This window comes from Paenibacillus sp. BGI2013, from assembly GCF_002843485.1.
Taxonomy (GTDB): domain Bacteria; phylum Bacillota; class Bacilli; order Paenibacillales; family Paenibacillaceae; genus Paenibacillus; species Paenibacillus amylolyticus.
This window is the reverse complement of record NZ_PJFA01000016.1, coordinates 59,192-85,491: the sequence shown is the minus strand read 5'-3', so window position 1 is coordinate 85,491 and position 26,300 is coordinate 59,192. Positions and strand designations below refer to the sequence as shown.

The window sequence follows — 26,300 nt, the reverse complement described above, 5'->3', positions numbered from 1 at the left end:
TTTTAATAACTACACAAAAACGGAGAGGGCAGAAATAACGTGAAGAAGCGAAGCTACAAGTTTTCTGTAAGAAAATTACTTCGAAAGCATTCGCTACGCCTAAAGCCTTTCGGAAAGAAAGCTCCATCGAAAGCATATGCTTATCCCCGGATTTTTTCCTTTGAAGAAGGAAAGAATCTGGGATAACAGTGATCGGAAGGTTATTCTGTCATCGAAGTGGCATGTGTGACATTCTTTAGTTCACTTTATATCATGGATAATTACTTCACTTATTTGGCTACAACATGTGCAATGACGCGGCCCTTTTCGTACGTGACAGTCACGTCATAACCATCTGCCGTTACACTGTCGAATTCACCTGTAATTCCATTAGCCGTGATTAACGTAATATCTTTGGAACCTTCAATCTTATAGTTGGACAAGTCGAGTTTGAGACTTCCTCCATCAATATAGAGCTTTCTGCCAACATTCAGCTGACTGTTGTTGTCAGTCACTACCAATTCCAACGTACCGTTATCCATGGTAAAGTTTCTATCTAAGTTGAGTGCTCCGTCGACATCAACGACAACTGTTCCATTTTCTACATACAGATCACCTGTACCAAAAGCAGTTGCAGATTCAGCTACCAGCGTTCCTGCTTGCAGCAATGTTCCGCCAGTGTAGCTATTTTTCCCTGCCAATGTAAGGCTTCCTGTTCCCTTTTTCGTGAGCATTCCACTACCGGTGATATCATTTCTCCACCAGTCTTCTGCATTGAAGCGCCCTTTGGAAGCGTCCATATCCACAGTTACATTGTTCAAGAATGCACCGTATCCATCCGCAGCCGTGACCAGATCAATTCTACCCCAGCCCTTGGATTCATCCAGTACAGGATATCCAGAGTCAATGGATGTTGTATACAATACTTGTCTGCGTTGCTCATCTGTTAAATACGGTTGACGTGTTTCTAACAGGGCTTCTGCTCCTTGCGGTACAACTGGAGCCAAACCTTTGGTTCCGGTTTGTGGCAGACCGTAAGTCATCTTTTCTCTATAGAAGGCTTTATTGGCATCATGATCTTCCCATTTGTGTTCATCGTAAGCACTCTTGAACGTGTAATCCTCTGTTACGGTATGTGCATACTCATACAGACTCATATTTTTTTCCTTGGCTGCAGCTCCAAATACTTCTCCTGCATTCTTATAACCTTTCTCTAACACATCTTTATTCTCAGCCTGATTAAGTGCATATGCAGCCATGGCTGTGGATTGTATTCTTCCTCCTATAACATCAAGCGGTGAGTGCATCCCCGTTACGATTCGATTCTCGCCCAACTGAGCTGCTCTCGTTAACAATTCAGTGAATCGTTCTGGTGTAGCGTATGCCAAAGGAAATACGGATAAGTATGCTGCACTGGTATGTCCGCTCGGAAATGCACCATCTTTCCCTCTTCCATCCTCAGCGATTCGTTTGACATAAGTTAACGCAGGAATAAGCTTAACGTTAGTTTCGTATTGCTGGTAATGTTTTTCTCCTGTTGATTTGGTGCCGCCTGAAGCCAAAGGTACTTCTTTTTTCTCACCTTCGCCCAAGGTTTCCCATACAGGCAGTCCTTTGCTGTCAACAACTTCTTTCACTTCTCCATTGGAATTCATTCTCCACGGTCTAGGGGAAGAGTAGAAATATTTAGAGGGATTAGATGAGGCAGGAATTTTGAATCGAACCAGATCAACTAAATGAACCAAGTCTGCAAGTTCCGTCTTTGCTTCCCAATCTCCAATGCCTTGGCTTTCATCTTCCACTGTTTCTTCGGTCAATACCACATTCATCTCGTCCACCGTTCGTTCAACGTTTGTCTTTGGCTTGATGATATCTACATACGTGTTAGCCAACGGACCAAAGCCCTCCATCACGCTATAGATCTTATCTCTTTGGTCATCATAATAGGCTGCCAATGTCTCTTCACCTGTGCGATTTTGCGTGACCTTTTCTACATATTTGATATTGGCTTCCCAAGTTGCTTTGTTTCGGATCTCTTCATTTGCATATGTTTTCTGATCAGCAACAGCTACGGTTGGATCATTCTTAAAGCCGTCATAATATGGAGTCGGTCCATCTCCATACTTTGCATTTTTCCCGTCAGCTCCAATTTTAGTTGCCGCTGTTCCATCTCTCCAATCCGCTAGGTTCATGGACCATACTTGATCAAAACCGTCTAAAATATCAATAAACGGATTGGTTTCCGCAATATTTTTCAAGGTGTCGTCTCCGGCATTGGCTCCGTGCTTCACGGCGGATAACCGAGCTTCATCTGCTGGGGGATTAACATTCAGAACGGTTGCCGTTCCTTTTGGCTTAGCTGGTTTGGCAGCTGTAGTAGCATCTGTTTCCACAGCTTTAACGAGCGCAGACACCGCTTCGGCACGAGTAATGGAATTAAGCGGTTTGAAGGTTCCATCTGCATATCCGGAGATAATTTTCGTTGCTGCCGCTCCACCTACAGCTCCCTTGCTCCACGCCGCTATAGACGATGAATCGCTAAATACATTCGCTGCTGTTTCATTTAACTCCAGATTCAAAATGCCAGCGATCACTTTAGCTGCTTCTTGACGGGTGATCGGATCTTGCGGCTTCATTGTGCCATCGGTGTATCCATCTATATATCCATTCGCATTTGCAATAGAAATTGCTTCGTAATACCATGCACTCTCAGACACATCATTAAAGGTAATTTTAGCTTGTCCGGAATATCCAAAGGCACCGTTTACCAAATTCATAAATTCTGCTCTTGTAATATACGTATTCGGTTTAAATGAATGATCCAGGTAACCTCGAATTAATCCTTCATCACCCCATGCTTGAATATTTGCTTCCGCCCAGTGTCCCTTAATATCAGAGAACTGAATCTTCTGATCGGCTGCAAAACTCTTCTCTGCAAATGTCGGACCTACCATAGACAACATTAGAAGTAATGCCAGTGACTTTTTAAGTGGTTTTCTCATGGCTTGCAAATACACGCTCCCGTTATGGTAAATTATTTTTTTGCTTCTGCATCTGCAAATGAGTAAGAAAGACTCTATACAGATGTCTGATCTGCCGTTACTGTAGCATTAGGGAGCGTTTCGCATCTATAGAACAAATTCCGTTTTATATCAAAATCGTACGTTCTGGAGCTTATATGCCAAGAAAAATGGAGTTAGATACTACATTTATCAATTAAAATACCTACTTTTGTAAACGCTTTATTAACTAAAAGTAAATTATGGAGTGGGAGTTTGTTAAATTTCGATCAACATGATTTCTAGTCCTCGGCCTGCTATATAATGATGAAGTTGTTTAGAAAAGAGACATGAAGGGGGAAAAAGAATGCATAAGCCATTTCAAACTGTAAGATCCAAGATGGTTCTTTCCTACCTTGCTGTTGTTCTTGTCATTGCGCTTCTTTTCGGCTCCATTCTATACCTCTTCTTCTCCCATCAATACAGCAAAGAGATTCGAATCAATAATCAGCTGTCACTGAAAAGCACTGTCAATACTATTGAGAGCTCCGTTATCCAGAAGGTGAATCAGGTCTATCTGTCCCTGGCACTCGGTAACGCCGCTAGTATCGATCTAGATAGCTTAAAAGGAAACCATAGCAAAATCCTGGACATTGAACAGTCCCTCAAAAATATGGTGCAAAATTACTCCGATCTCATTGAAGCTATTCATGTGTACGATACGAAGAACCACTTCATCGTCTCATCTGTATATGGGCTATTGCTCTATGAGGACACGCCTTCGAGTGTGGATCATACGACGGATTGGATTACTGCGATGAAAGAGACTCCAGAAAGCTCCTTATGGATGAAGACTCGCATGGTGCCTCAGGATGCTTATATCGAATCACGGGAACAAGGCAAGATGAGTCCTCTAATTTCCTATGTCCATAGTTACCCGTTTCAATCGTCTGGACAAGACAGTAAGGCCATGATTGCGATTGATATCAAAGAATCAGCGATCAGTCAGATCATTAAAAATATGCTCCCTGCTGACTATGCAAATACATTAATCATCGATCAGGACGGAACCGTCATATCTGCCGCGGACAAAACGTTGATAGGTAGCTCCACGGAGGATAATCTGACGCAGTCGCTGCTCACCTTTCATTCTTCAGATGAGAGCTTCACACCTGTATTTAACTATGACTCTCATGTCGTTACCCAAGATCAATTTAAAGGAAATGCATGGAGAATCTACACAACCACACCTAATGAAAGCTTCTATTATAAATTGGATAGCTTGAAGGAGATTTCGGTTCTTCTCGGTTTATTGGCTGTTGCGGTTGGAATAGCGATGTCGTCCATCTTTACCAGGGCCAACTATAGTCCTCTTAAACGAATCATGAATAACATCAAGAGCCGGATGGATAGCCCAACCAGCTTAAAGCAGGACGAATATCGGTTCATCGATACAACGTTTAACAGTCTGTCCAATAAAGTTGATAGTCTTGAAGAAACTTTACAGGCCAATCACAGAATGATTAAGCATAGTATCATGCTCAATATGTTAAATAACCGATTTACACCCGAGGAACTTACGGAACAGCTCCAGTCTGTTCACATTTCAATGGCCTACTCTCGCTTTCGCTGCATTGTCATTGACCCCGTCAATGAGAAGTGGAAGGATCTGCAGCCACGACAGTTGCAGCATACGTTGTATACGATGATCCAGCAACTGGAGATCGCAGAAATGGATGGAACTCAACTGCTGGCAGAGGAATTGCAGGATCACAAAATAGCAGTAATCATCTGTACCAACCAACCCGAAGAACCGCTCTCTGATCACATTGTAGACTTTATTCACGCTGAGGCGAGCAGCAGATTTGGTCTGGAATTTGTACTATCGTTAGGCGGATGGGTAGAACACTTCACGAAGATTCACACAAGCTATCATCAGGCGAATACCCTGATTCGATACAGCTACTTCTTTCCCGAGCAGTCTGCCATTCAGGATCTTGATCTTCTGAACAGAGAAGTCAGCAGTTTGGAAATTCCGGAGTCATACCTCGTAAACTTTGAAAAGAAATTGCAGGCTCGGGATGTGCACGGCACAGTTCAGGCCATTCAGGAATTGGTCGCTACAATAAAAGAAGGCCCCTATTCAGCCGAATACAGTCGGATCATCTTATTAAAAACGTTATCTATTTACGCTGAGTGTATTAATCAGGTGCGCCTGCAACCCACCGAGGCGAGTTCATTGAATATGTACAAGCAATTTTCATTGTTCTACAATATCAACCGCTATTCAGAATGGATGATTCATCTTGTGACCGAATTTGTGATGCAGATGGAGAAGCGAAGTGAGGTACGAAGTGTGGATACCATCTCGGCTGTCAAAGCCTATATTCACGAGCACTTATCAGGCGATCTCACGCTGGATCATGTCTCAGAGCAAGTATTCATCAGCCCTAAATATCTCAGTAAACTTTTCAAGGAAGAAACCGGGATTGTTTATTCCGAATATGTTACGAATCAGAGAATGGAACGCGCACGGGAACTCATGACACAGCGTGAAATCACAGTTGAGCAGGTCGCAAGTACTGTCGGTTACCGAACCCCTGCTTATTTCATTAAGAAGTTCAAAGAAATCCACGGCTGTACGCCAAAAAACTTCATGCGCAATCTAATGGAGCAGGGATCTATATAGGATCAATTTAACATTTACACAAAAACGGAGAGGACAGAAAGAACCTGAAGAAGCGAAGCGTTCGCCTAAAAGCTTTCTGAAAGAAAGCTACTTCGGAAGCATACGCTATTCCCGGATTTCTTCCTTTAGAGAAGGGATCAAAAGAAATCTGGGAATAACAGCGATCGGAAGGTTGTTCTGTCATCGGAGTGTCCGTGTAAATATTCTTTGATTAAACCTATATAGAATTTGAAATCAGGAAAGGAACTGCTATGAACATCAACCTTTCAAGAAAGTTATGTCTATATTCCGCAATGCTCCTCCTTATCGTATTTACAAGTGGGTGTACCTTTTTAGGAAGAGAAACAGCACAAGTGCAACAGCAAGACCATCTAGCAAGCGCTGAGAAGGATACAGCACCGCAGTATACGATATCCTGGACCATGCATCAAAATATCCCTGTTCCTGAAGACGCCGAGATGATTACCTATATTGAGGATCGGTTTGATGTCGATCTGGAGGTGTGGAATCTTGAGAACAAGCGATACGAGGAACTGCTGGACCTGGAGCTTGCTCAAGGGAAAATACCCGATCTGTTCCGGATCAGACAACCGCATGATCTGCTTAAGTATCAAATGCAAGGGGTCTTAGCGGAAATTCCCCCGGAAGTTCTTGAACAATATGCGCCAAATATCGTACAGCGAATTCGCGATTATGATTCACGTTATTTAGAGTATGGAAAAATAAACGGTGGCTTATATGGAATTCCGGCTATTAATCAGACCAACATCTATCGAACCCCTGTTGTATACCGAGAGGACTGGCTTAAGCAGCTTGGTCTGGAGGTGCCAAAGACATTAGATGAATTTGAAACGGTTATGTATGCTTTTGCCAAAGATGATCCGGACGGGAATGGTAAACAAGATACGTATGGCCTATCCAGAGAGGGCTTAAATGTGGTGTTTGGCGCTTTTGGACAGTCCGTTTTCACCGAGCAACTGTATTTTAATGAAAAAAACAACCAACTCGTGATCGGTGCTTTGCAGCCTGAGATGAAAAAAGCCCTGACTTATATGCAAAAGTGGTATCGGGACGGGATTATCGACCCTGAGTTTATAACCGGCGAAAATAAAGGCGGCTATAAACATCTATCCCATGCTTTTATTAATGGAAAAATTGGGATGACCTCGATGGGCAACTATTATCATTGGAATCAAGAGGGAGACTACAGTGTCCTTAATGAAAATGGCCAAGAAACTCCAGTGGGGGCCTCGTTCAATGTTAATGAGCTGTTACAGAAGAACGCAACTGCAGAGGTTGTATTTGGTTCTCCTGTTATTGGTCCTGATGGACATAGCGGTTCAAAAGGGAACAATCTGCTGATGAATTTTATTGCTATAGGTGCTGAGGCTGCGAAGGAGCCGGGAAAACTGGAGAAAATTTTGGAGATACTCGATTATGTAAGTGCCAACCCCGATCCGGAGGAGCAGATCAAAATGGAGTATGGCCTTCCAGGAAAACACTGGAATTGGAGCGTTGAAGATTCAAACTCGTTCCATTTACTTTACCCATACAACAGAATGGAGAATTATATTAATATGATCGGCTCAAGTATCGGGATGACGGTTCCAGGTACACCCTCGGATAAACGTGAACAGTGGGCTGCATCTGCAGGGTTGACGGAGAATGGTATCTATAATCGCCTGGAGGTTGCAACCCCTGCCCTCATTCAATATTCATCTGAATTGATTCGCATGAGAGACAGAGCGTACATCTCCATCATCACTGGCGATCAGCCTGTGGGGTATTTCGATACCTTTGTGGAAGAATTCATGGATGCAGGTGGGCAACAGGTACTGCTCGAAGCGAATCATTGGTATAAAGAGCATATGGAGACAAGTCGTGCCCAATAGGTAGGATGGTTTGGAACATGCATTTCCCATGAGTTTCTGGATTTTACATGTGTTTTTATGCACCTATCTTCGCTTCCTTCACGTCACTCTCTATCCCTTCGCACTCGCATTTGATCCGCGTAGTGAACGGGCTGAACTGCTTCGTGCCGTGCTTCCGGATTTGGAGGCGCTGCCTGAGGGCGTGTTTTCAAAACGCTTGCGTTCGGTCCGCTCCATCTGCACAATCTGACCTTCGTGCACCACGATATGCAATGAACCAAACTCCATGTCATTCAGCTGTCCGGCAATTCGGTCCAACCATACCTCATCCACTTTTAACGGCTTAGCCATAGAGCCGCCTCCTCTTCTCGGGCTATTGCCCGCCATATTCCTAAGTACGCTGTCATCCAACGGATTTATAAATCATTCTTATCCAACCTATATACTTGGTTTATACATTAGCAGGGCTTCCAGTAGCTGTCAATCTGTATTTTCTTCTTCTCATAATCACTTTTCTGAAACGGCTTTGTGTCCAAGCCAGCTCTTGAGTAGCAACGTGGCGAGAGCCAGAATCAGGAGCAGGGAAGCTACGGCAAATGAAGCCGAGAATTGATATTCGTTATACAAAATCTCGACATGAAGTGGTAACGTATTGGTCTCCCCGCGGATATGCCCGGACACCACAGATACGGCTCCGAACTCGCCCATAGCGCGGGCATTACACAGAATAATACCGTACAGCAGTCCCCATTTGATGTTGGGCAAGGTTACACTCCAGAAGATTCGCCACCCGGAAGCACCTAGCGTAACCGCCGCTTCCTCTTCCCGGGTTCCCTGGTCCTCCATTAGTGGAATCAACTCCCTCGCTACGAACGGGAAGGTAATAAACAGCGTTGCAATGACAATGCCTGGCAGCGCAAAAATGATTTTAATATCATGTTCGGACAACCACGGCCCTAACCACCCATTCGAACCAAAGACCAATACAAAGATCAACCCGCCCACCACAGGCGAAATTGAAAAAGGAAGATCAATCAGGGTGATCATGAGTCCCTTGCCCTTGAACTGGAACTTGGTAATGACCCATGCAGCGGCCACACCAAATATCGTATTCAGCGGCACGGTAATCGCCGCAACCAATAACGTGAGTTTCAGTGCAGACATGGCATCCGGCTCGGTAAGAGCCGCAATGTACACACCCCAGCCCTGCTTCAACGCCTCCATGAGCACAATGGCCAGTGGCAAAATAAGCAGCCATATGAGTACCAGGCTTGCCAGTCCAATCAACAACCATTTGACCCATGGAGCTTCTGTTGTTGCACGGTTAGTTCCACGCCCGGTCTTTACGGGTGGAACAGGGCTCAGTGGAACGGACCCCGTCATATGCTACACCTCCTTTGTTTTGGGTGAGTGACGTCTTTTAATATCCTTAATCCATCATGCTTCATTGTCATGCTCTGCCCGCCTTCCGGCTCCAACGTTGCAAGGAATTAATGATCAGCAGCAGGATGAAAGAAACCAGAAGTAGCAACAAAGCTACAGCTGTAGCACCTGCATAATCGAACTGCTCCAGCTTGGCCATGATCAGCAATGGAGCAATCTCCGTTTTCATCGGCATATTGCCTGAGATAAATACAACCGAGCCATATTCGCCAATGCCCCGGGCAAAAGCCAGAGCAAAACCCGTCAGCAACGGTGGAATCAGATCTGGCAACAGAATCGTGCGGAATATCCGCCATCTTCCTGCCCCCAGTGTGGCAGCCGCCTCTTCCACCTCAGCTTCCAGCTCCTCCAGCACCGGTTGCACCGTGCGAACTACAAACGGAATTCCGATAAACATCAGCGCCAGCGTAATCCCGGCCTGTGAATAAGCGAGCTTGATGCCCAAAGGCTCTACAAACTGCCCAATCCAGCCATTGCCGGCATAGATCGCCGTAAGAGCAACCCCTGCTACCGCTGTCGGCAAGGCAAAAGGCAGATCAATGACCGCATCAAACAACCTTTTGCCCGGAAATTCATACCGAACAAGCACCCATGCCAGGAGTAACCCCAGCACGAGATCAATCAGCGCCGCTGCACCTGCGGTCAGGAAGCTGACCTGGAAGGAAGCCAGCACCCTGGGATTGGTCGCAACCTCAATCATGGTTGCCCACGTCAGCCCTGTTGAGTTAAATAACAGCGCAGCCAGTGGAATAAGTACAACCAGGCTCAGGTAGAACACACTGTAACCCATCGTTAATCCAAATCCCGGCAATGTGCGTCTCCGCGCCACCATCACCTTGCTCATGCACGTTCATCCTCTCTGCCTTCAGCCGGTAAGGCTGGTTGGCCGCTCACAGCGCGATTGATCGGGTGTTCATTGAACAGAGCAACCTTAGCTGCCTGGAACATAGATCTGGTCGAAGATACCACCGTCATTAAAATGTTTGGCCTGAGTATCCCGCCATGTACCAAATACATCTTTCAACGTGAACAGCTCAAGTGCCGGGAACTGATCTTTGAATTTTTCCTCCACGCTGTCCAGCGTTGGGCGGTAATAATTTTCAGCGGCAATCGTCTGTCCCTCTTCACTGTACAAATATTTCAGATAGGCATCCGCCACGTCGCGGCTTCCTTTTTTGTCTGCATTTTTGTCCACAATCGCAACGGGCGGCTCTGCCAAGATACTAACCGAAGGCACGACAATGTCGAATTTGTCCGGACCCAGCTCTTTTACCGATAAAAAAGCTTCATTCTCCCAGGCAAGCAGCACATCACCAATGCCACGTTCAACAAACGTCGTTGTAGATCCGCGAGCACCCGAATCCAGCACAGGCGCATGTTTGAACAATTCACCAACGAATTCCTTCGCCTTCTCTTCATCATTGTTATTATGCTTAAGGGCATATCCCCATGCCGCCAGATAGTTCCAGCGCGCCCCGCCGGACGTTTTGGGATTTGGGGTGATGACTTGGGTATCCCCTTTGATCAGATCATCCCAGTCCTTGATGCCCTTTGGATTACCCTTACGTACAAGGAAGACAATCGTAGAGGTATACGGAGAGCTGTTATGCTCGTATTTATCCTGCCAGCTTTCATTAATCAGACCTTTATCTTCAATCGCATCAATATCGTATCCCAATGCCAGCGTCACCACGTCTGCATCCAGTCCGTCAATAACAGAACGACTCTGTTTGCCCGATCCCCCATGGGACTGCTTGATGGTCACTTCCTGGCCTTTCTCTTTCAACCAATGCGCCGCAAACGCTTTGTTATATTGCTCATAGAGTTCCCGCGTTGGATCGTAGGAAACATTCAGCAGCTCGATGGCCTTGGCCTTTTCTGTGTCGCCTTCCGATCCCCCCGATGTTCCTGCTGCACTGGACCCGCCGCTATCCGATCCGCATGCTGCCAGTACCCCTGTTAATACCAGTGCCAGACCAACCAAAATACCCTTATGAATTCTCTTTTTCATAAATAACACTCCCCCGATATAGATCTGCATGACTACCTCAGGCCGGCTGAACAGGATCAAACGCCCCGTAAAAAACAAGAAGACGGAGGAACCCCCGCGCACTTCTCCCCATAAAGTCATGCCGGCTTAAAGGCCGTGCATGCTCCATCTGGAAAGGATGCGCTGCGGTGTTCCTCCGTCTATACGGTGAGAACGTTATTCTGTTCAGGTTGCATGGTTGCATCTGTCTGTAAAATGACTGTTTTCACAATGAAAACAAATTCATTTTTATTATTCCTACCTGTTTAGTAAGTTATATACGTATAATAAAGGCAGTCTATATACCTGTCAAACGTTTTTTCCGATTTTTACCGTATTTCTGGGCTATTGGTAAAAAAAGAGGAACAACGAACCAGCGTCCGTTGCTCCCTTCAGCGAATCCCATACTTCGCTGGCTATTGAAACATGAACGGAATTGGACAGCCACACCTTGTCCACTCCTCATCTGCCTGCATACCGGATATTGGGTACCGGTGGTGTGCTCATGCCTTCTCCCAGATAAAAACCGGTGTGTGGCGGTTGATTGTAGGCTACATTTTGCCAAGCGACGCCAAGACGGTACACTGGATCATGCATCAGCGTGTAGATGCGTTTGTCCGTAACTGCTGTTGTGGTATAGATCCGCAGTGCTGAACTGTCATTCGTCCGCCATACCACTTCCTCTCTCCAGTCCCCGAACAGATCGGCCTGCAGATTCGGCGTAGACTTGGTACCGTTGTTCGAAGAAACGCCGGAAGCGGTGAGCAGGTTCATCGTTGTGCTGTTAGCATAGTTCCACTTATCGATTCGGTTGCTGTCCAGCAGTTCACGGAGCAGATCCCCATCCCACCAGATGCCAAAATTCGTGGAGGACGGCAAGGTTGTCCCGAGTTTCTGCCCTTTGGCTGTGTACAGACTGCCGTCTGCCCATACTTCAGCGCCTTTATATCTTGGATCGATATCTGCCGCCATGCCACGTCCAATATCCTTTGTTGTTTTGACTCCCCAGATTAACTGGCCTGTACCTGCATCACGGAACTCAACGCCGGCATTGGACGGTGTCTCATGAACCTGAAATACCTCAAGTCCAGGGCGGTCCGGGTCGAGGTCACTCAGATGCATGGCATCGCCATGATGAAGCCCTGTTGTGTACAATCCTTTGCCGTTGTCATCCACTGCCATGGCACCATAAACGATCTCGTCTTTCCCATCTCCATCTACGTCCGCCACACTCAGATTATGATTGCCCTGCCCGGCATAACCCGAGTTACCGGAGGTATTGGAATCAAATGTCCATTGTTTGGTCAGCTGTCCATTCCGCCAGTTATAAGCCACGAGCACTGTGCGGGTGTAGTACCCACGCGCCATGACCAGACTTGGGCGCTCTCCATCCAGATAAGCAATGGCGGCAAGGAATCGGTCCACCCGATTGCCGTAGTTATCCCCCCAACTGGATACATTGCCACGCGCCGGTTCGTAGTTCACCGTGGAGAGCGCTTTGCCAGTCTGCCCATTGAAAACCGTCAGGAATTCGGGACCAGACAACACATAACCGCTAGAATTGCGGTAATCCTTGCTTGCATCCCCGATGACCACGCCAGTGCCATCCTTGGTGCCATCGGCTGTTTTCATCGCAACTTCGGCTTTGCCATCACCGTCGAGATCGTACACCATGAACTGGGTGTAGTGAGCACCCGCTCGGATATTTTTGCCCAGACTAATCCGCCAGAGGCGTGTTCCGTTTAATTTGTAGGCATCGATAAACACTTCCCCGGTATAACCACTCTGGGAGTTATCCTTGGAGTTGGAAGGGTCCCACTTCACGATCAATTCATACTCACCATCACCATCCAGGTCACCTGCACTGGCATCGTTGGCACTGTAGGTGTAGGCTACTCCATCGGGCGTTGTCCCACCTGCAGGTACACTGAGCGGTACAGATAGATAGTTATTGCCCCATACGCTTGCAGCCGCTGAAGCAGCTTGCTCCGTTCCACTGACGACAGCGCGAACCGTATATTTGGAACTGCTCGTCCCGCTTGCATCCTGAAGGTTGGTGCTGTTTGTTATGGGCGATGCGTTCACCTTGGTTCCATCCCGATAGACGTTAAACGATACATTTGAACCTTCCGTACCCAGAAGCCGCCAACTGATAAACACACCTGTACCTGTCTTCACAGCCACCACTCCGCGATCCAGATACTCCATCTGCCTTGCACCCGCTGCATGTGTTACCGGTGTGTTGCCCAATCCAAGCGAAGTAACCAGTAACGCGGAACTCAGCAGGGATACTCCCGCTGTACGTAATGTGCGCTTCCACAATGATGAACGATTTCCCATAAACAATTGCCTCCCCAATTGGTTTGGTAAGCCCGATGCCCTTGTAGCGCCATCTTTTATGTAAGCGCTTTAATATATAATTATTTTAAATTAAACATATAATTCCATCTATAGGTCTAATTTAGTAATTGGATGGTGGTAAAGGAAAAAAGCCAAAGGATTTTTCCTTCGACTGCGTTAAGTATATTACAGTTTAATCATAATGCTAAATATGCTAAATAGATTCAGAACTGAAGTACTTCTATTAAGCATTAATTCGCTGCATTTCATTAATTAGTAATTTAAGCTTTTCCTTGTCTTCAAAATTTTCACTACTAAAGCTTTTTTCAAGAAAAGCCATTACATATTTAATGAAATTGAGATCATTATTTTTTTGGATAGAGAAGTTCAATCCTTCTAAAATTCGACTTATTGCAACATCGCGATTGTGGTTTAAATAGTATATCGCCAATTCCCCTAGAAGTTTTGCATAATTTTGATCCATCATTGAAGAATTGTATTGTCCAAATTCTGTCTTGTATGTACGTAAAGGAATGTAATCCGAGAAACGCTCTAAAATATCATCAATATTCCAGTTAAACTTATTCGCTGCCTGGATGATGTAACGTAATGCCAAAAATATCTCATCCGGGTATTGTGTGATGTAATTTGCATATTTTTTAACAACATTTATATCCCCAGATAACATCTGATAGAGATACTTATTAGCCGTTGCCCATTCTTCGAATTGCTTCAGCACACGTCGAGACTCCTCATCGTCCTCCCGCACCCAGCTCTGTCCACTTGCATAAAGCCCCACAAGTTCTAATGCTTTGTCATAGTCTCCCTGCTCCTCAAATACCGTCGACTGAATCAACCAAGCATATAGTATATAAAAGTAAAGTGGCCGTACTGTTAGTTTCCACTCCTGATTTTGTCGTTCCGAAATGTTAATTGTATTATATTGAATTTTGGCTAACTGTAACATCTTGTCAGCGAAATTTTTAACTTCGCTCCATTTATTTACCGAGCCAAAAGCATGGATTAGATCTTTGAAGGCTTCAAGTTGGTACCCCTCATCCAACCGGTCAACATAGGGCTCGAACAAGATAGCCAACCTTAGATTTTCCTCCAGGTTCTCTCCTTGTCCAATTAGAAACAATCGATACTGACACATCGCAAGCCGTTCGGAATGCTGATATTTCTCAACTTCACTCACACTCTTATATAACAATGCCGCCGCAGACCGCTGATTTTGTTCAAATAATTGTTCAGCCATCTCAAATAGTTCTGTCGCATAATCCAGGTCGTCCAGTAGCCGATAAAGAATCTGTTCAATGCAGTCCAGCCGATTCAACTCCGCACTTCGGAGAATAAACGGTCTGATCCGCCGCATGGATACGGAATAAGCAAAACATTCTTCCACATAGTCGGTAAAAAAATGATCCGCTGCCACGCCCATTCCTGATGATAGCGCAATCAACTGACTCACGGATATGGGACGATTCCCATGTATAATACGACTAATTGTGCCTGTATTAATGCCAGAGACTTCCGAGAATCGGGAGAGCGTCATGCTGTTCTTATCGATAAACTGGGTTAATTGCTCCCGAATTGAATTTGCAGGTTCCAAGGAAAGCACCACCCTTCGTGCAACATCCAGATTTCAGGTTTTATCCCTATATATTCTGATCATAATGAACGTTCGAACAATGGTCAATAAAAAAATGTTATAATTGCCACTATTTTCAAGTTAATCGCATAAAAAGACTAAAAAAAGCTGTAAAACCATGTGTTTCTCCATGATTTCACAGCTTATAGACCAATTTTATACCACAGGCGCAATACATACCGGACGAGGCAGTTCCAGCTTGAATCCGTTATGCGTCAGACGTCCGTCTTCTTCACTGATCTGGAAACCTACGAGGTTATTGCTGTCCTGATTCGCCACGACCAGAATCCCACCTGGCAAAATATTAAAGTTACGCGGTGTCTGCCCAATCGTGGACGTCCACTCTACGGCTTCCAACTTACCGCTCTCTTGGTCAATATGATAGAGCACGATGCTGTCATCTCCCCGATTGGATGCATACAGGAAACGTCCACATGGAGATACACGGATGTCTGCAGCCGTACCCTCTCCTTTATGCCCATCTGGAAGTGTGGAAATGTGCTGCACCGTAGTGAACTCCCCTCTGCGCTCATCGTACAGGAATGCCGTAACCGTGTTGTCCAATTCGTTGATTACATATGCCCACTTCGAGTTGGGATGAAACACAAGATGCCTTGGACCTGCGCCTGGTGGCTGATCCGTCTCACGATGGGTAACCAGACGTCCCTCTTCCAAGCGATACACAATGATCTGATCCAGACCGAGGTCACATACGATAGCATACTGCCCGGACGGATCGGGTTGAATGGAGTGTGCATGCGGCCCTTCCTGGCGTTCTTCGTTGATTCCACTTCCCGTGTGCTCCACCCATGCACTCATCTCACCAAGCGTCCCCTGATCGCCAACCGGGAATACATTTACACTGCCGCTGCTATAGTTGGATGAGAACACCCACTGACCATCCTTGGAGACAGACACATAACATGGAGAAGCCCCTCTGGTCTGTTTTCGATCCATCAGGTGCAGCTCGCTCGTTGCCGCATCTCTCCGATAGACCAACACCTCTCCCTCGTCCGTCTCACTCGCCACATACAGACAGTTTCCATCCGGGCTTAGCGCCAGATAAGACGGATTTTCCACACCATCCATGTGATTGACGATTCGCATCTCTCCTGTATCCGCATTCAACGCACATAGGAATATTCCGGGTTCATCCGCTGACGCATACGTACCTGTATAGAAAAGCGTTTCCTGTTTTTTGACTGGTTCCATATCTAAATCTCTCCCTTATCTTGTATATTCACTGTTCTGATTCTTCCCACTGGTATGTACTTACCCAATTCACGGGCAACTGCTTCACTTCCTGTAACGTGGCTTTCTAAATCGAGAACACCTCCGGTGAGCGCTCTCATATCTGTCATTGACTCCCTTATCGCCTCTCACCATAATACAAAGTATGAGACCTAACAATAGACCACCCCTACAGCGTAAATCTGACGGATTTCGTATGCAAAAACTCATTGTGCTTCCGGACTCCCTGCTGCAAGAAACCGCAGCTTATCCGGTCACGTCCGGATTATATGTTACCGATATCGGTTACTTTCACGAAGCGGAGCATCATTACCGTGATCGTCCCGATGGTTGTGAATCACACATTCTGATGTACTGTGCCCAAGGCACAGGCTGGTATACGATGGATGGCAGCAAGACTTATGATGTCAGCCCGGGAAACCTTGTTATATTACCTGCACATGTCCCTCATGTGTATGGTGCCAACGTAGCTGAACCTTGGAGCATCTTCTGGATTCATCTGCGCGGGAAACACGCTTTATCCTACATAGAACCCTTGTTAACTCATCATATTACTACCATGCCACCGGCCAAGGCTCAAAAATGGCTTGAGCTGTTCCATGAATGTTACGGCGCACTTGAGACGGGTTACTCCATGCAGACGATGACGTATGCCTCCCAGATTATCGGTTATATGCTTGGTATGCTCGCTTATGGACCGGAGACGACAGGAACAGATGGTGGGATCGTGAGCAGCAAACGTGCGGCCGAACAATCCGTTCAATATATGCTGGAGCACCTGGAGAATGGAATCACCCTCAAGGAACTGGCGGCTCACGCGCGGCTGTCTGTCCCTCATTACTCTCAGTTATTCAAGCAAGCTACGGGGCATTCACCCATCGATTATTTCCTACGGCTTAAGATTCAACATTCCTGCCGCTATCTGGATTTTACCGATTGGACCGTGAAGCAGATCAGTTCCGAGCTTGGATTCAAGGACCCGTACTACTTCTCCCGTCTGTTCAGCAAAATGATGGGACGTTCACCCACGGATTATCGAAATAAATCCAAAGGTTAAAGGCAGTGCCTTCACTTAGCCCTTTCTGAATGATTATGAATTTCAGTTGGAAAATTGCAGCAACCTTTTGAACAGAAGGGTCGTCTATAGGGGCAAATAACTTTTATATAAAGGGATCATCCCTGGAAAAGTGAGGCGAACCTATCATGAAAAAAAATATACTTGCTACATTAACTGCGGGAGCTCTGCTCACGCTGTCTCTAAGTGCAGGCCCGATCAACGCTGCGCAGGCCCAATTCACGGATATTCAAGGTATCGCAGGCGCAGACAAAATCGAATCTCTCCATAAAGATGGATTCATCAAAGGTGTGAGTGACAGCTTGTTCAAACCTGAACTAGAGTTAAATACCGCTCAGGGCATTCAACTGATTGCGGACGGCCTGAATCTGAATCTGGACACGATTCGTTTTATCAAAATGCCGGTACCAAGTGACTACTTCTCTGCTGTAAAAGATGGCGTATGGTACAGTGATGCATTTATCCGCGCACAATATAATGGCATTCAGATGTCACAGAATATCGATCCGTCCAAACCGCTTACTCGTGAACAATTCACACTGTTCCTGATGCAAGGCATCGAGGCCAAAGGCGGTCTGCCGATGATTAATATCAAACCTGTGGACATTACCGACGAAAAGGAACTTACGCCAGAGTATCAAGGTGCCATTCAGCGTTCACTCGTTCTTAAAATCAATGAACTGGATGCCGACGGAAACTTCAATCCCAAACAAACGATTACTCGTGCCGAAGCAGCAGTGATGATGTATAACGCAATCGAGTACATGGAATCGTTCCATGCACCACAAATCCCGGAAACACCTGAGAAGTAATACTTCCTTGGTGGAAGCAGTATGCCAAACAGCCGCACCTTCCCTCAACAGGAAAGTGCGGCCGTTTGTATTATACCTATATCACTGATGCAATCATCAGATTTAACTTTCTAACTTAGAAAGAACCTTTAACAACTACCTCAGACAACGGTAAACGTCCTGACGGGCGAGCTGGCTGTGCAGCTTTACCTACTGTAATCAACAACGTTGGCACAAATCGTGCAGGAATGTTGAATGTTTCCATCAGTTTTTGTGGATTATATCCACCGATTGGACATGTATCGTAACCCAGGGAGCGTGCAGCAATCATAATATTTTGGGAAGCAAAAGATGCATTGCGGATCGCTTCATCGCGAGCGATTTGCGGGCTTTGGTAAGCACCGTTGATCTGTCCAACCAATGCGTCACGAACCTCAGCAGTCAGTGCGCCTGCTTCAACAGCTTGATCGTAGATTACGGTGTTACGGTTTGCTTCCAAATCTCCAAGAACAGCAATCGTAACCGAACTTTCCACGATCTGACTTTGACCGTAAGCAACTGGCAGCAATTTCGCTTTGTCTGCTTCGGATTCAATCACGAGGAATCTCCAGTGTTGCAGGTTCCATGAAGATGGTGCTTCCGCAGCTGCTGTCAGAATCGCATTGAGATCAGCTTCAGGCAATTCAAACCCTTTTTCGTACTTTTTGACAGCATGGCGTTCGCTAATAACGCGAAGTGTTTCATTTTTTTCAATGCCTGACATGTGTTCCACTCCCCAGAATCTAGTTTGTTTATACTTCTTTTACTTTCGCAAGGTGATCTCGAAGTTTACTCTACCAGGGATTTTCCTTCCGAAAATAACATCAGCGCAGACGATCTCTCCTCATCTGTGTTCAGGTTATGCCCGGAATCGCTTGAGAACATCAATGGATCTTTCACCGGAGCATACGCCCATGCCGTAACTTGTCCACCATGCCTGACTAAACCAAGACCATATTCATGGAGGACCATTCGTTGTGGACTCCGTCAGGACTTCTCCTTTGCAGATAATCCCTTCAGCGATAAGTTTAACGTTTCCCCATGACCTATGCGTTCTTTCACATCCTGAATGGATATACGATCAAAATAAGCGCTGAGCGCCTCTTCGCCACCATTATAAATGTTCCCCATCACATCCTGCATATTGGAAGATACCACGCATGATGAACCGGACTCCCCTGAGCACCAGTTGGGACCGAGTGAACCACCAGCTACCAGTCTGTACAATTCTCCCAGCTTGATCTCTTCACTTGGACGGCTAAGCAAGTATCCACCATGAGCACCTTCCTTGGTCGTCAGGTAACCATGCTTGCGCAGAACACTAAGTACCTTACGGACTCTGGCCGGGTGTGTACCCACACTCTGGGACAAATCTTCACTATTGGCCATACACTCATCTCTCATCGACAGAAAAACAAGACAATGCACCGCTATGGTAAATTCACTGTTCATAACTTACTCCTTCCCGGCTTACAACACCGATGAACTCCAACTCAAGGTAAGTATAACTGTCATTATATGAATAACAGTTATGTTTGTCAACTTTCACCCAGCATGGAGATCAAACGTGATTTTTCCTGTTATACCAATACTTACAGCTCATCAACATAATTAAGCTAGGATGAACATCCCGTCTTCATTTTAATCCAAAAAGAACAAAAAAGTGAGCCTTCCGCTACGCGAAGGGCTCCAATAAGATAGACATATGAAAGGGCTTACGTGATTATTATAATCGGTATTCCCCAATTTGAAAACGCTTTTTTTGTAAAGTGCATCATTATTTTAAATTTTTTTTATTTGAATAAATTAAACAACAGGTATTGCTAAAACTAATCCCATTAGTTATTATACTAATACCATTAGTTTTTAGGAGGGCTTAACGATGCGTATTACCCGAGAATTTGATGTCGTTCAAGTTACGTTTTTCCCAAGACTCTTCCCTGTGAACGTATACCTGGTTGAAGAGGAAGATGGTTTAACCCTGATTGATGCCGGAATACCGGTCAGTCTTAAGGGGATTTTGGCAACTGCCCAGTCCCTTGGAAAGCCCATTACCAAGATCATTCTGACTCACGCGCATAGCGACCATATTGGTGCGTTGGATCGTCTCACAGAGGCACTGCCCCAAGCCGAGGTCTTCATCTCCAGACGAGATGCACGTCTATTGACGGGTGATACTTCCCTTCTTCCCGGTGAGCCTCAAACCCCGGTACGCGGCGGCGTGCCTAAGCCCAAAGCGGTGCGCACCCAGCCAAACCACTTGCTGGATGACGGTGACCAGATTGGTTCACTGGTCGCCGTTGCCTCACCAGGACATACGCCGGGGCATATGTCCTTCATGGATACGCGCAGCCGCGTGCTCATCGCTGGCGACGCGTACCAGCTGCAAGGCGGCCTTGCCGTATCCGGCCGCGTGCGCCCGCTCTTCCCGTTCCCCGCGCTGGCGACGTGGAACCGCGAAGCGGCTCTGGCCAGCGCGAAGCGCCTGGCGGAGCTGGAACCGTCCGTGCTGGCTGTAGGCCACGGACGGATGCTGCGCCAGCCCGCGGCCGCCATGCGCGCGGCAACCGCTGATGCACAGCAGCGGTTTGATCTTGCCGGGGGGCAACTATGAGCCCCCGGCAAGGGCTGGATCGCGGCGCTCTGCTCAGCGCTGCCACCCAGCTTGCTGACAGCGACGGCTTTCAGGCGCTGACACTGGCCGCGTTGGCACAGCGGCTGGATGTGCGCTCGCCGTCGCTCTACAACCACATCAGCGGACTTCCCGGGCTTCGCCAGGAAATGGCGCTGATGTCCGTGCAACAGCTTAGCCGCGCATTAACCGCGGCTATCGCTGACCGCACTGGCGATGATGCCATTCAGGCCATCGCTGCGGCATACATTGGCTTCGTCCGCGAGCACCCCGGGCTGTACGAAGCCTCATTTCATGCCCCGGATCGCGAGGAGCCACAGCTCGCCGCGGCCAGCACAGCTACGCTGGAGTTGCTGCTGCACAGCTTGCAGCCCTACCCGCTAACCGAAGCGGAAGCATTGCACGCCGTTCGTGGTTTGCGCAGCCTCTGCCATGGATTTGCCTCCATTGAGGCACAGGGCGGCTTCGGCATGAACTTTGATCCGGACGAAAGTCTGCGTCTGACCGTATCCGCCTTCCTGCACGGACTCCGGCATCTTCACCAGGACTAGTATGACACGCATTGCATCATGAAAAAGGACTGCAGAGGATCTGCAGTCCTTTTTACATTGCCCTGTACTGGTACATCCCATAGATTTGGCAGTAATAATGTTATAGTTGCGCCAATGACTTTTAACAAATTAACATCCACTTTGAATTCATCTTTCATCGGCTTGTGTTCTTTATAATTTCTTTCTTTATAATTTCATTTAATACAGAAGAAAAAGGGCGCCTCGGTTGCGTGATGCCATGATCGGTACCCTCTGACCAAAATCTAACGAACCGAGGACACTCTATAATGGCAATTAGAGCGAATAACAACAACTAACGAACTCCACACGTCCTATTTCGCAGAAAACTGGCTGCGGGACAGGAATAATGAGTGTATTCCGTCATTTAACGTGTCTGTGATTCGTTACATTTACCAACGTACCAAATTAGGCCCAAAAAGATGTGCTCAGTTCGTTAGAATGTGCTACGTACGGTGCTTCAGATCACGATGCCATAGACCACTCGTCCACTCATCATATTGGCGCATAAGTCCAGACACACATTGTGTTATGGAGCTAAATACGGAGCGATCATGCTCCAAATTGTATTGATCATGCGGATGCGGATACATGGCTAGATAAGGATCTTACCTTGATCATAATGCACATAGTAGTACATGTTTTATTACTATTCATGTATAGATCACGCTATAGTTCAGTGCACACATTGTTGCGATTCTAGATACGGAGCTTACCCTGTTCGTGATGCACACTTTAATACGTGTCCTAATACGAATCATTTTATAGCTCACACTACATGTACGCCGCAGCGGGATAATTTTTGTTTTGGATCTAGCTACAACTCCCATTGTTCAGGGCGGTAAGAGTCTGAAACATATTCGATCTACCCAGTCCCAGTCCCATTTCACCTGGCAATCTGATCCTTACTTGATACGCCCTGTCTCTCAACCGCACTTTTGCCTTTCACATCTACGCACTTCTCTAATATGTACATCTCCCGTTCCTCTCGAAAGGTGGAATGGACTTTGGCTTCCCTTTTTCCATCGAAACGGTTCTCGATAATCTATCTATGGCCATTGCTGCCGTCCGTCCTGCACTTCATTCAAAATATGCTTCATCACGGGCACATACACCTTCCAGTAGAACATGTCCGGAATATCTTTTTGATCTGGCGTAAGCTTGGACCGGACGACCTCCCATCCACGGATTCGGCGCCAGAAGGAATAATGCTTCATCTCTCCAAAGGACCCTGCCATGTAATACGACCGATTATAGTCGTCGTACCGGACCAGTGCAGCAAATTCCGCAGGAATTCCTGCATCCACCAGCTTCTGCTCACCTGTCTCCGTCAGATCCGTCTTATACCAGGCCAGTATGGAGTTCTTCTGTTGCGGCACAATGATATCGAACCAGCCACTATAATGTATATCCTGGGTTATGCCGCTCCAATCACTGCCTTCCGGTGTAAATGCAATCTGTAGATTGCCTGTCTTCACATCCGGACCTTTCGCCAGTACCATGACCTGTCCATCCATATGGATCAGCAGCATACCCGCTCCGTGATAAGACCATTTCTTCTTCTCTTGCTGCTCATAGTTCGTCCGAATCCAACGGGGTACTTCTTCTATACTTTGCAGATTAGATACCGATTTCCCTTGCCATCCACTGCTGTTCACACCCAAGATGGGGTATAGTTGCTCTCTTGTCATCTTGGAAGCCGTATTTGCCAATGCACTGTATTCGGCAACAATCGTTACCCCTTTATACGCAGCCTCGCGGATTTTCTGCACATCATATATCGTTAATCCTTCATAGATTCCGCCTTGTTTCCCTTCACTCTTCTGTGCAGACAGACTACTCCGATTCGCCGTCAGATAGATCAGATCCGTATCTGTCACCTCATCAGGCAGCAGTTGCTTCATCCGTGGAAGCCCGTTCTGAAGATCATAGCCGTAATAATCCTCTTCATACGAGTAGTATTCCCCTGTGTGCTGTACAATCTTCTGTTGATTCAGAAGCCAAACCAACCCCTTGTGCCCCTGATAGGACAAGTCCGGTCTGCTCTTGTCAATAATCATGATGTTCAGTGAAACCGGGGCCTGGGATTGCCACATAATCCAGGGGACAACCAGCACCACCGATACCACTGTAAAACAAGCCAACGTCCACATCGTGGCTGGCCTGTAACTTTTTTTCATGAAGCGTATTCCTCCTTGCTCTGTTCCAAGGTATTGTCAGGATCGATCGTTAGATTACCCTAATCCATGTCTGCTGTCCTTTTCCTCTGCCTTCCGCAATCCCATAGCCTGCAACATGCCATATATACGGGATATGTTATTCAGCGGTCTGAACCAGAACGTCTCCGTACATGCATACAACAGCAGACGTGTCACCTCTCGGGACGTATATACCTTGCGTGAACACCATATTTCGAACATCACCACACTTGCGGACAACAAGGAACCATAGAGGGTCAGTAGCAGAACGAGAATGATGCATAGGTTAATATCCACCCACTGTAGCCCTATGCCTGCAATGAACAGCACGATCGCTCCCAGTTCCAACACAGGCCCCAACAATTCGATCAAAATAAAATAAGGGATGGATACCATCCCCATCCAGCCATAGGCCGGATTGAAGATCATGCTCCGCTGAGTCCATAGACTGCTTGCAAGCTGCATGTGCCAACCGATACGCTGTCTGCACAGCTGACGCCATGTACCGGGTACTTCTACCCTGCAGATCGGATCGGGAATATATATAATACGGCCACGTTTCCGAATCTGCTTCATATGTTTCTGCAACCGCATCACCAGTTCCATGTGAGCGACCTGGTCATCGCGCTTGTATCCTCCAACTTCCAACACCCGGTTCTTTTTGAATATACCGAATACTTCAGACGTAAATAAAAGCACATTAATATTATAACGAACAAGTCCCACGCCGCTAATCAGAAAAGCACGCACGTATTCAATGGTCTGCATTACAAACAACGTACTGCCCGTCCTTCTTGCGCCGTTGTGGGTTAAATCCGTTTGATTCGTATTTCTGGAGGCCATGAGATCTACTCGTCCACTACAAGCAACGACCTCTTCTCCTGGGAGAGCATCCATAACGGGCTTCATAATCTTCACCAATGCATCCCGTTCCAGAACTGTCCTGGGTCCAACAGAGGCGATATAAGGATATTGCGAGATATTCAGACCGGCATTCAGGGAGTCCATTCGTCCCCCATACGCCTTGTCGATCACAACCAGACGATGATGTAATCTGGATTGGTAGACACATTTAATCTGAGCCGTCTCCTGACCGAGTCCCGAATAATGAACTTTACTCCGAATGGGCATCAGATCATAGGTTTCTTTTAGACGCCGCATGGTCTCATCCTCTGATCCATCATTAATGATAATAACCTCATAACGTGCATACTGCATATCCAACAGACAGCTGATTCGCTGTACGATCGTATCCTCGCTATTCCGCACCGGAACAAGCAGGGATACCGCAGGAGCCAGTTCTTCATCCAACATCTCATGATATTGCAGCGGGTCCAGATCCCTCTGGCGGATCAATGTGCGAGCGGCAGCAACGACCAGAACACTACACATCACAATCGCTAACACCAGATAGATAAATATCCCCTCGTAACATGCCAAAACAAAACTCCGCAGCATCTCAATCCATCTTTCGTCCATACTGCATCCTTTCCAGCGTTTCCTCCGCTATCTGCCTTGCATATTTATCCGGATGGTTTACAGCCGTATCCCGGAGCTCTTCAAGTCCCTGCTCGTACCGGGCAAGAGAGTTCGCCGCTTCCTGTCGGATCTGAAAAGAAGGATCACCCATCATTACCTTCAGTCTAGGAATAAAAGCATCCGCATGAACAGTACCCATAAGCTGGGTCACTGTTAGTCTTTCAGAGCGTTGCCTCTCCTCACCAGATTCGTTCCATACCAGCAATAGCCCCTTCAGCAACTCTTCGCGACCTCTGCTCACTTGAGCCAATGCCTGATAAGCGTGGGTACGCAGCAACGCATCCTCTCCAAGAATGAGCTTCTCCAGTAGAACAACGGCACCCTCCGTCTGGTCATCTCGAATACGAATGGCATGGACGATATTAGACTGGATCTGGTAAGGTACATCCTTAAAATGATCCTTCAGACGAGTCCAGGATGAATCGGTAAGCAACAGCAGAATCTGCAGATACTGCGAATCGGACCATACATATTGCTCACGCAACAATTCCTTCACGATTCTGAAATAACCGGTTCTGGCATATATGCGCAATATGATGAAGCGTTCAAGCGGCGTACAGGAAGTAACCCGGAGCATATCCTCTAACCTGGGCAGAAGCTCTATCATATGAAACTGTTCAATATATAACAACGTGTTGACCCGTTCACTCCACTTTCCCGTCTTCAGAACCGACCGGTATGAACTTCCAAAGACTTGCCAGGATAACAGACGAATTCGCAGAATCTCATGCTCTGCCGGACCTTGAGCGAGCCGTTGCAATAACAACTGCTGCAAAACGCTCTGTTGATCTCCACTCATATTCAGTAAGTCAGCTTTCACTTCTCCTTGGCCCAGATACTGCTGTAACACCGAATCTTCGGAAAGTAATTCCTGCATCAGTACCGTCTTAACCTTTTCCCTGCGTCTACTGCTATATTTCATCCATAAGATGTAACTGTAGATAACCAGCAAAAAAGCTAGTACACTTGCACATATGAGGCTGACCACATGTACTAACCAATCTGTATTACCTGCAAGCCACCCTCTATGATGTGAGCCGATAAGCTTGATATACATCCATTGTTGTCCAATCATTGCATGATTTCCCCTTAATCGAATAAACGGCCTTACAACGGGCACAATAATACAAAATTTTCAAATACACCCTGTGAATACATATCGGGTATATGATACACTAAGCTTTCTATCGGCTTTCTGCGTTTGT

At 46.6% G+C, this 26,300-nt stretch carries 20 protein-coding genes; 6 read left to right on the top strand and 14 right to left on the bottom strand.

Annotation, left to right across the window (positions count from 1 at the left end):
* Positions 1–269: 269 nt before the first annotated feature.
* Positions 270–2,981 carry an S-layer homology domain-containing protein gene (locus CXK86_RS32930; protein ID WP_076254533.1) on the bottom strand — a complete coding sequence of 904 codons (2,712 nt, stop codon included), beginning with the start codon at positions 2,979–2,981 and terminating at the stop codon, positions 270–272.
* A 364-nt stretch (positions 2,982–3,345) separates the two neighbouring features.
* Here CXK86_RS32930 and CXK86_RS27630 point away from each other — a divergent pair, with 364 nt between their 5' ends.
* Together CXK86_RS27630 and CXK86_RS27625 are read left to right on the top strand one after the other, a co-directional pair.
* Entirely contained in the window at positions 3,346–5,667 is a 2,322-nt protein-coding gene (locus tag CXK86_RS27630) for a helix-turn-helix domain-containing protein (protein ID WP_101314927.1), read from the top strand.
* 353 nt (positions 5,668–6,020) lie between these two features.
* The gene (locus CXK86_RS27625) at positions 6,021–7,559 is read left to right on the top strand and encodes an extracellular solute-binding protein (protein WP_083685137.1); all 1,539 of its coding nucleotides are present in this window, start codon (positions 6,021–6,023) and stop codon (positions 7,557–7,559) included.
* A 90-nt stretch (positions 7,560–7,649) separates the two neighbouring features.
* On the opposite strand, the gene CXK86_RS27620 is transcribed toward CXK86_RS27625, so the two are convergent.
* From CXK86_RS27620 to CXK86_RS27590, 7 genes are all read right to left on the bottom strand, one after another.
* Positions 7,650–7,889 carry a YezD family protein gene (locus CXK86_RS27620; RefSeq protein WP_036607453.1) on the bottom strand — a complete coding sequence of 80 codons (240 nt, stop codon included), beginning with the start codon at positions 7,887–7,889 and terminating at the stop codon, positions 7,650–7,652.
* Positions 7,890–8,045: 156 nt separating this feature from the next.
* Positions 8,046–8,921 (bottom strand): sulfate ABC transporter permease subunit CysW, encoded by an 876-nt coding sequence (cysW, locus tag CXK86_RS27615; protein WP_076254467.1) that lies wholly within the window; start codon positions 8,919–8,921, stop codon positions 8,046–8,048.
* A gap of 67 nt (positions 8,922–8,988) precedes the next feature.
* Positions 8,989–9,825: a sulfate ABC transporter permease subunit CysT gene (cysT, locus tag CXK86_RS27610; RefSeq protein WP_017690928.1), complete on the bottom strand. Its 837-nt coding sequence runs from the start codon at positions 9,823–9,825 to the stop codon at positions 8,989–8,991.
* 87 nt (positions 9,826–9,912) lie between these two features.
* The gene (locus CXK86_RS27605) at positions 9,913–10,992 is read right to left on the bottom strand and encodes a sulfate ABC transporter substrate-binding protein (RefSeq protein ID WP_076254465.1); all 1,080 of its coding nucleotides are present in this window, start codon (positions 10,990–10,992) and stop codon (positions 9,913–9,915) included.
* A 480-nt stretch (positions 10,993–11,472) separates the two neighbouring features.
* Positions 11,473–13,350 carry a rhamnogalacturonan lyase gene (locus CXK86_RS27600; RefSeq protein ID WP_101314926.1) on the bottom strand — a complete coding sequence of 626 codons (1,878 nt, stop codon included), beginning with the start codon at positions 13,348–13,350 and terminating at the stop codon, positions 11,473–11,475.
* A gap of 244 nt (positions 13,351–13,594) precedes the next feature.
* Positions 13,595–14,962 (bottom strand): helix-turn-helix domain-containing protein, encoded by a 1,368-nt coding sequence (locus CXK86_RS27595; protein ID WP_101314925.1) that lies wholly within the window; start codon positions 14,960–14,962, stop codon positions 13,595–13,597.
* Between the two features lie 195 nt (positions 14,963–15,157).
* Positions 15,158–16,213 carry a lactonase family protein gene (locus tag CXK86_RS27590; protein ID WP_101314924.1) on the bottom strand — a complete coding sequence of 352 codons (1,056 nt, stop codon included), beginning with the start codon at positions 16,211–16,213 and terminating at the stop codon, positions 15,158–15,160.
* A 235-nt stretch (positions 16,214–16,448) separates the two neighbouring features.
* Here CXK86_RS27590 and CXK86_RS27585 point away from each other — a divergent pair, with 235 nt between their 5' ends.
* Together CXK86_RS27585 and CXK86_RS27580 are read left to right on the top strand one after the other, a co-directional pair.
* Entirely contained in the window at positions 16,449–17,309 is an 861-nt protein-coding gene (locus CXK86_RS27585; RefSeq protein ID WP_180361885.1) for an AraC family transcriptional regulator, read from the top strand.
* Positions 17,310–17,455: 146 nt separating this feature from the next.
* A complete protein-coding gene (locus tag CXK86_RS27580) occupies positions 17,456–18,139 on the top strand; it encodes an S-layer homology domain-containing protein (RefSeq protein ID WP_076254458.1) in 684 nt (227 codons plus the stop codon).
* 115 nt (positions 18,140–18,254) lie between these two features.
* Here the strand turns inward: CXK86_RS27580 and CXK86_RS27575 are convergent, their stop codons facing one another.
* The 3 genes from CXK86_RS27575 to CXK86_RS27565 all read right to left on the bottom strand — a co-directional run bounded on the left by CXK86_RS27575 (position 18,255) and on the right by CXK86_RS27565 (position 19,609).
* Positions 18,255–18,881 (bottom strand): nitroreductase family protein, encoded by a 627-nt coding sequence (locus CXK86_RS27575; RefSeq protein ID WP_036607468.1) that lies wholly within the window; start codon positions 18,879–18,881, stop codon positions 18,255–18,257.
* A 65-nt stretch (positions 18,882–18,946) separates the two neighbouring features.
* Positions 18,947–19,129 carry a hypothetical protein gene (locus tag CXK86_RS27570; RefSeq protein WP_047840337.1) on the bottom strand — a complete coding sequence of 61 codons (183 nt, stop codon included), beginning with the start codon at positions 19,127–19,129 and terminating at the stop codon, positions 18,947–18,949.
* 15 nt (positions 19,130–19,144) lie between these two features.
* On the bottom strand, positions 19,145–19,609 hold the full coding sequence (locus CXK86_RS27565; RefSeq protein ID WP_047840338.1) for an RrF2 family transcriptional regulator: 465 nt from the start codon (positions 19,607–19,609) through the stop codon (positions 19,145–19,147).
* A 430-nt stretch (positions 19,610–20,039) separates the two neighbouring features.
* Between CXK86_RS27565 and CXK86_RS27560 the strand changes: the two genes are divergently transcribed.
* Both CXK86_RS27560 and CXK86_RS27555 read left to right on the top strand, forming a co-directional pair.
* Positions 20,040–20,771: an MBL fold metallo-hydrolase gene (locus tag CXK86_RS27560; protein WP_076254456.1), complete on the top strand. Its 732-nt coding sequence runs from the start codon at positions 20,040–20,042 to the stop codon at positions 20,769–20,771.
* A complete protein-coding gene (locus tag CXK86_RS27555) occupies positions 20,768–21,340 on the top strand; it encodes a TetR/AcrR family transcriptional regulator (protein ID WP_076254454.1) in 573 nt (190 codons plus the stop codon). The genes CXK86_RS27560 and CXK86_RS27555 overlap by 4 nt, the downstream gene beginning before the upstream one ends.
* A 1,067-nt stretch (positions 21,341–22,407) precedes the next feature.
* On the opposite strand, the gene CXK86_RS27550 is transcribed toward CXK86_RS27555, so the two are convergent.
* The 3 genes from CXK86_RS27550 to CXK86_RS27540 are packed head-to-tail and all read right to left on the bottom strand — an operon-like array spanning position 22,408 to position 26,170.
* Complete coding sequence (locus CXK86_RS27550; RefSeq protein ID WP_101314922.1) at positions 22,408–23,538, bottom strand: hypothetical protein; 1,131 nt, start codon at positions 23,536–23,538, stop codon at positions 22,408–22,410.
* Between the two features lie 54 nt (positions 23,539–23,592).
* A complete protein-coding gene (locus CXK86_RS27545; protein ID WP_083685134.1) occupies positions 23,593–25,035 on the bottom strand; it encodes a glycosyltransferase family 2 protein in 1,443 nt (480 codons plus the stop codon).
* Complete coding sequence (locus tag CXK86_RS27540; protein ID WP_076254450.1) at positions 25,016–26,170, bottom strand: HEAT repeat domain-containing protein; 1,155 nt, start codon at positions 26,168–26,170, stop codon at positions 25,016–25,018. The genes CXK86_RS27545 and CXK86_RS27540 overlap by 20 nt, the downstream gene beginning before the upstream one ends.
* Positions 26,171–26,300: the final 130 nt, after the last annotated feature.

What these genes read in the sequence shown, in the direction of transcription:
- CXK86_RS27580 (WP_076254458.1), top strand. Translation starts at nt 17,456, where the DNA reads ATGAAAAAAAATATACTTGCTACATTAACTGCGGGAGCTCTGCTCACG.
- CXK86_RS27550 (WP_101314922.1), bottom strand. Translation starts at nt 23,538, where the DNA reads ATGAAAAAAAGTTACAGGCCAGCCACGATGTGGACGTTGGCTTGTTTT.
- CXK86_RS27605 (WP_076254465.1), bottom strand. Translation starts at nt 10,992, where the DNA reads ATGAAAAAGAGAATTCATAAGGGTATTTTGGTTGGTCTGGCACTGGTA.
- CXK86_RS27585 (WP_180361885.1), top strand. Translation starts at nt 16,449, where the DNA reads ATGCAAAAACTCATTGTGCTTCCGGACTCCCTGCTGCAAGAAACCGCA.
- CXK86_RS27540 (WP_076254450.1), bottom strand. Translation starts at nt 26,170, where the DNA reads ATGATTGGACAACAATGGATGTATATCAAGCTTATCGGCTCACATCAT.
- cysW (WP_076254467.1), bottom strand. Translation starts at nt 8,921, where the DNA reads ATGACGGGGTCCGTTCCACTGAGCCCTGTTCCACCCGTAAAGACCGGG.
- CXK86_RS27590 (WP_101314924.1), bottom strand. Translation starts at nt 16,213, where the DNA reads ATGGAACCAGTCAAAAAACAGGAAACGCTTTTCTATACAGGTACGTAT.
- CXK86_RS27560 (WP_076254456.1), top strand. Translation starts at nt 20,040, where the DNA reads ATGCGTATTACCCGAGAATTTGATGTCGTTCAAGTTACGTTTTTCCCA.
- CXK86_RS27570 (WP_047840337.1), bottom strand. Translation starts at nt 19,129, where the DNA reads ATGGTCCTCCATGAATATGGTCTTGGTTTAGTCAGGCATGGTGGACAA.
- CXK86_RS32930 (WP_076254533.1), bottom strand. Translation starts at nt 2,981, where the DNA reads ATGAGAAAACCACTTAAAAAGTCACTGGCATTACTTCTAATGTTGTCT.
- CXK86_RS27575 (WP_036607468.1), bottom strand. Translation starts at nt 18,881, where the DNA reads ATGTCAGGCATTGAAAAAAATGAAACACTTCGCGTTATTAGCGAACGC.
- CXK86_RS27620 (WP_036607453.1), bottom strand. Translation starts at nt 7,889, where the DNA reads ATGGCTAAGCCGTTAAAAGTGGATGAGGTATGGTTGGACCGAATTGCC.
- CXK86_RS27630 (WP_101314927.1), top strand. Translation starts at nt 3,346, where the DNA reads ATGCATAAGCCATTTCAAACTGTAAGATCCAAGATGGTTCTTTCCTAC.
- CXK86_RS27565 (WP_047840338.1), bottom strand. Translation starts at nt 19,609, where the DNA reads ATGAACAGTGAATTTACCATAGCGGTGCATTGTCTTGTTTTTCTGTCG.
- cysT (WP_017690928.1), bottom strand. Translation starts at nt 9,825, where the DNA reads ATGAGCAAGGTGATGGTGGCGCGGAGACGCACATTGCCGGGATTTGGA.
- CXK86_RS27600 (WP_101314926.1), bottom strand. Translation starts at nt 13,350, where the DNA reads ATGGGAAATCGTTCATCATTGTGGAAGCGCACATTACGTACAGCGGGA.
- CXK86_RS27555 (WP_076254454.1), top strand. Translation starts at nt 20,768, where the DNA reads ATGAGCCCCCGGCAAGGGCTGGATCGCGGCGCTCTGCTCAGCGCTGCC.
- CXK86_RS27545 (WP_083685134.1), bottom strand. Translation starts at nt 25,035, where the DNA reads ATGGACGAAAGATGGATTGAGATGCTGCGGAGTTTTGTTTTGGCATGT.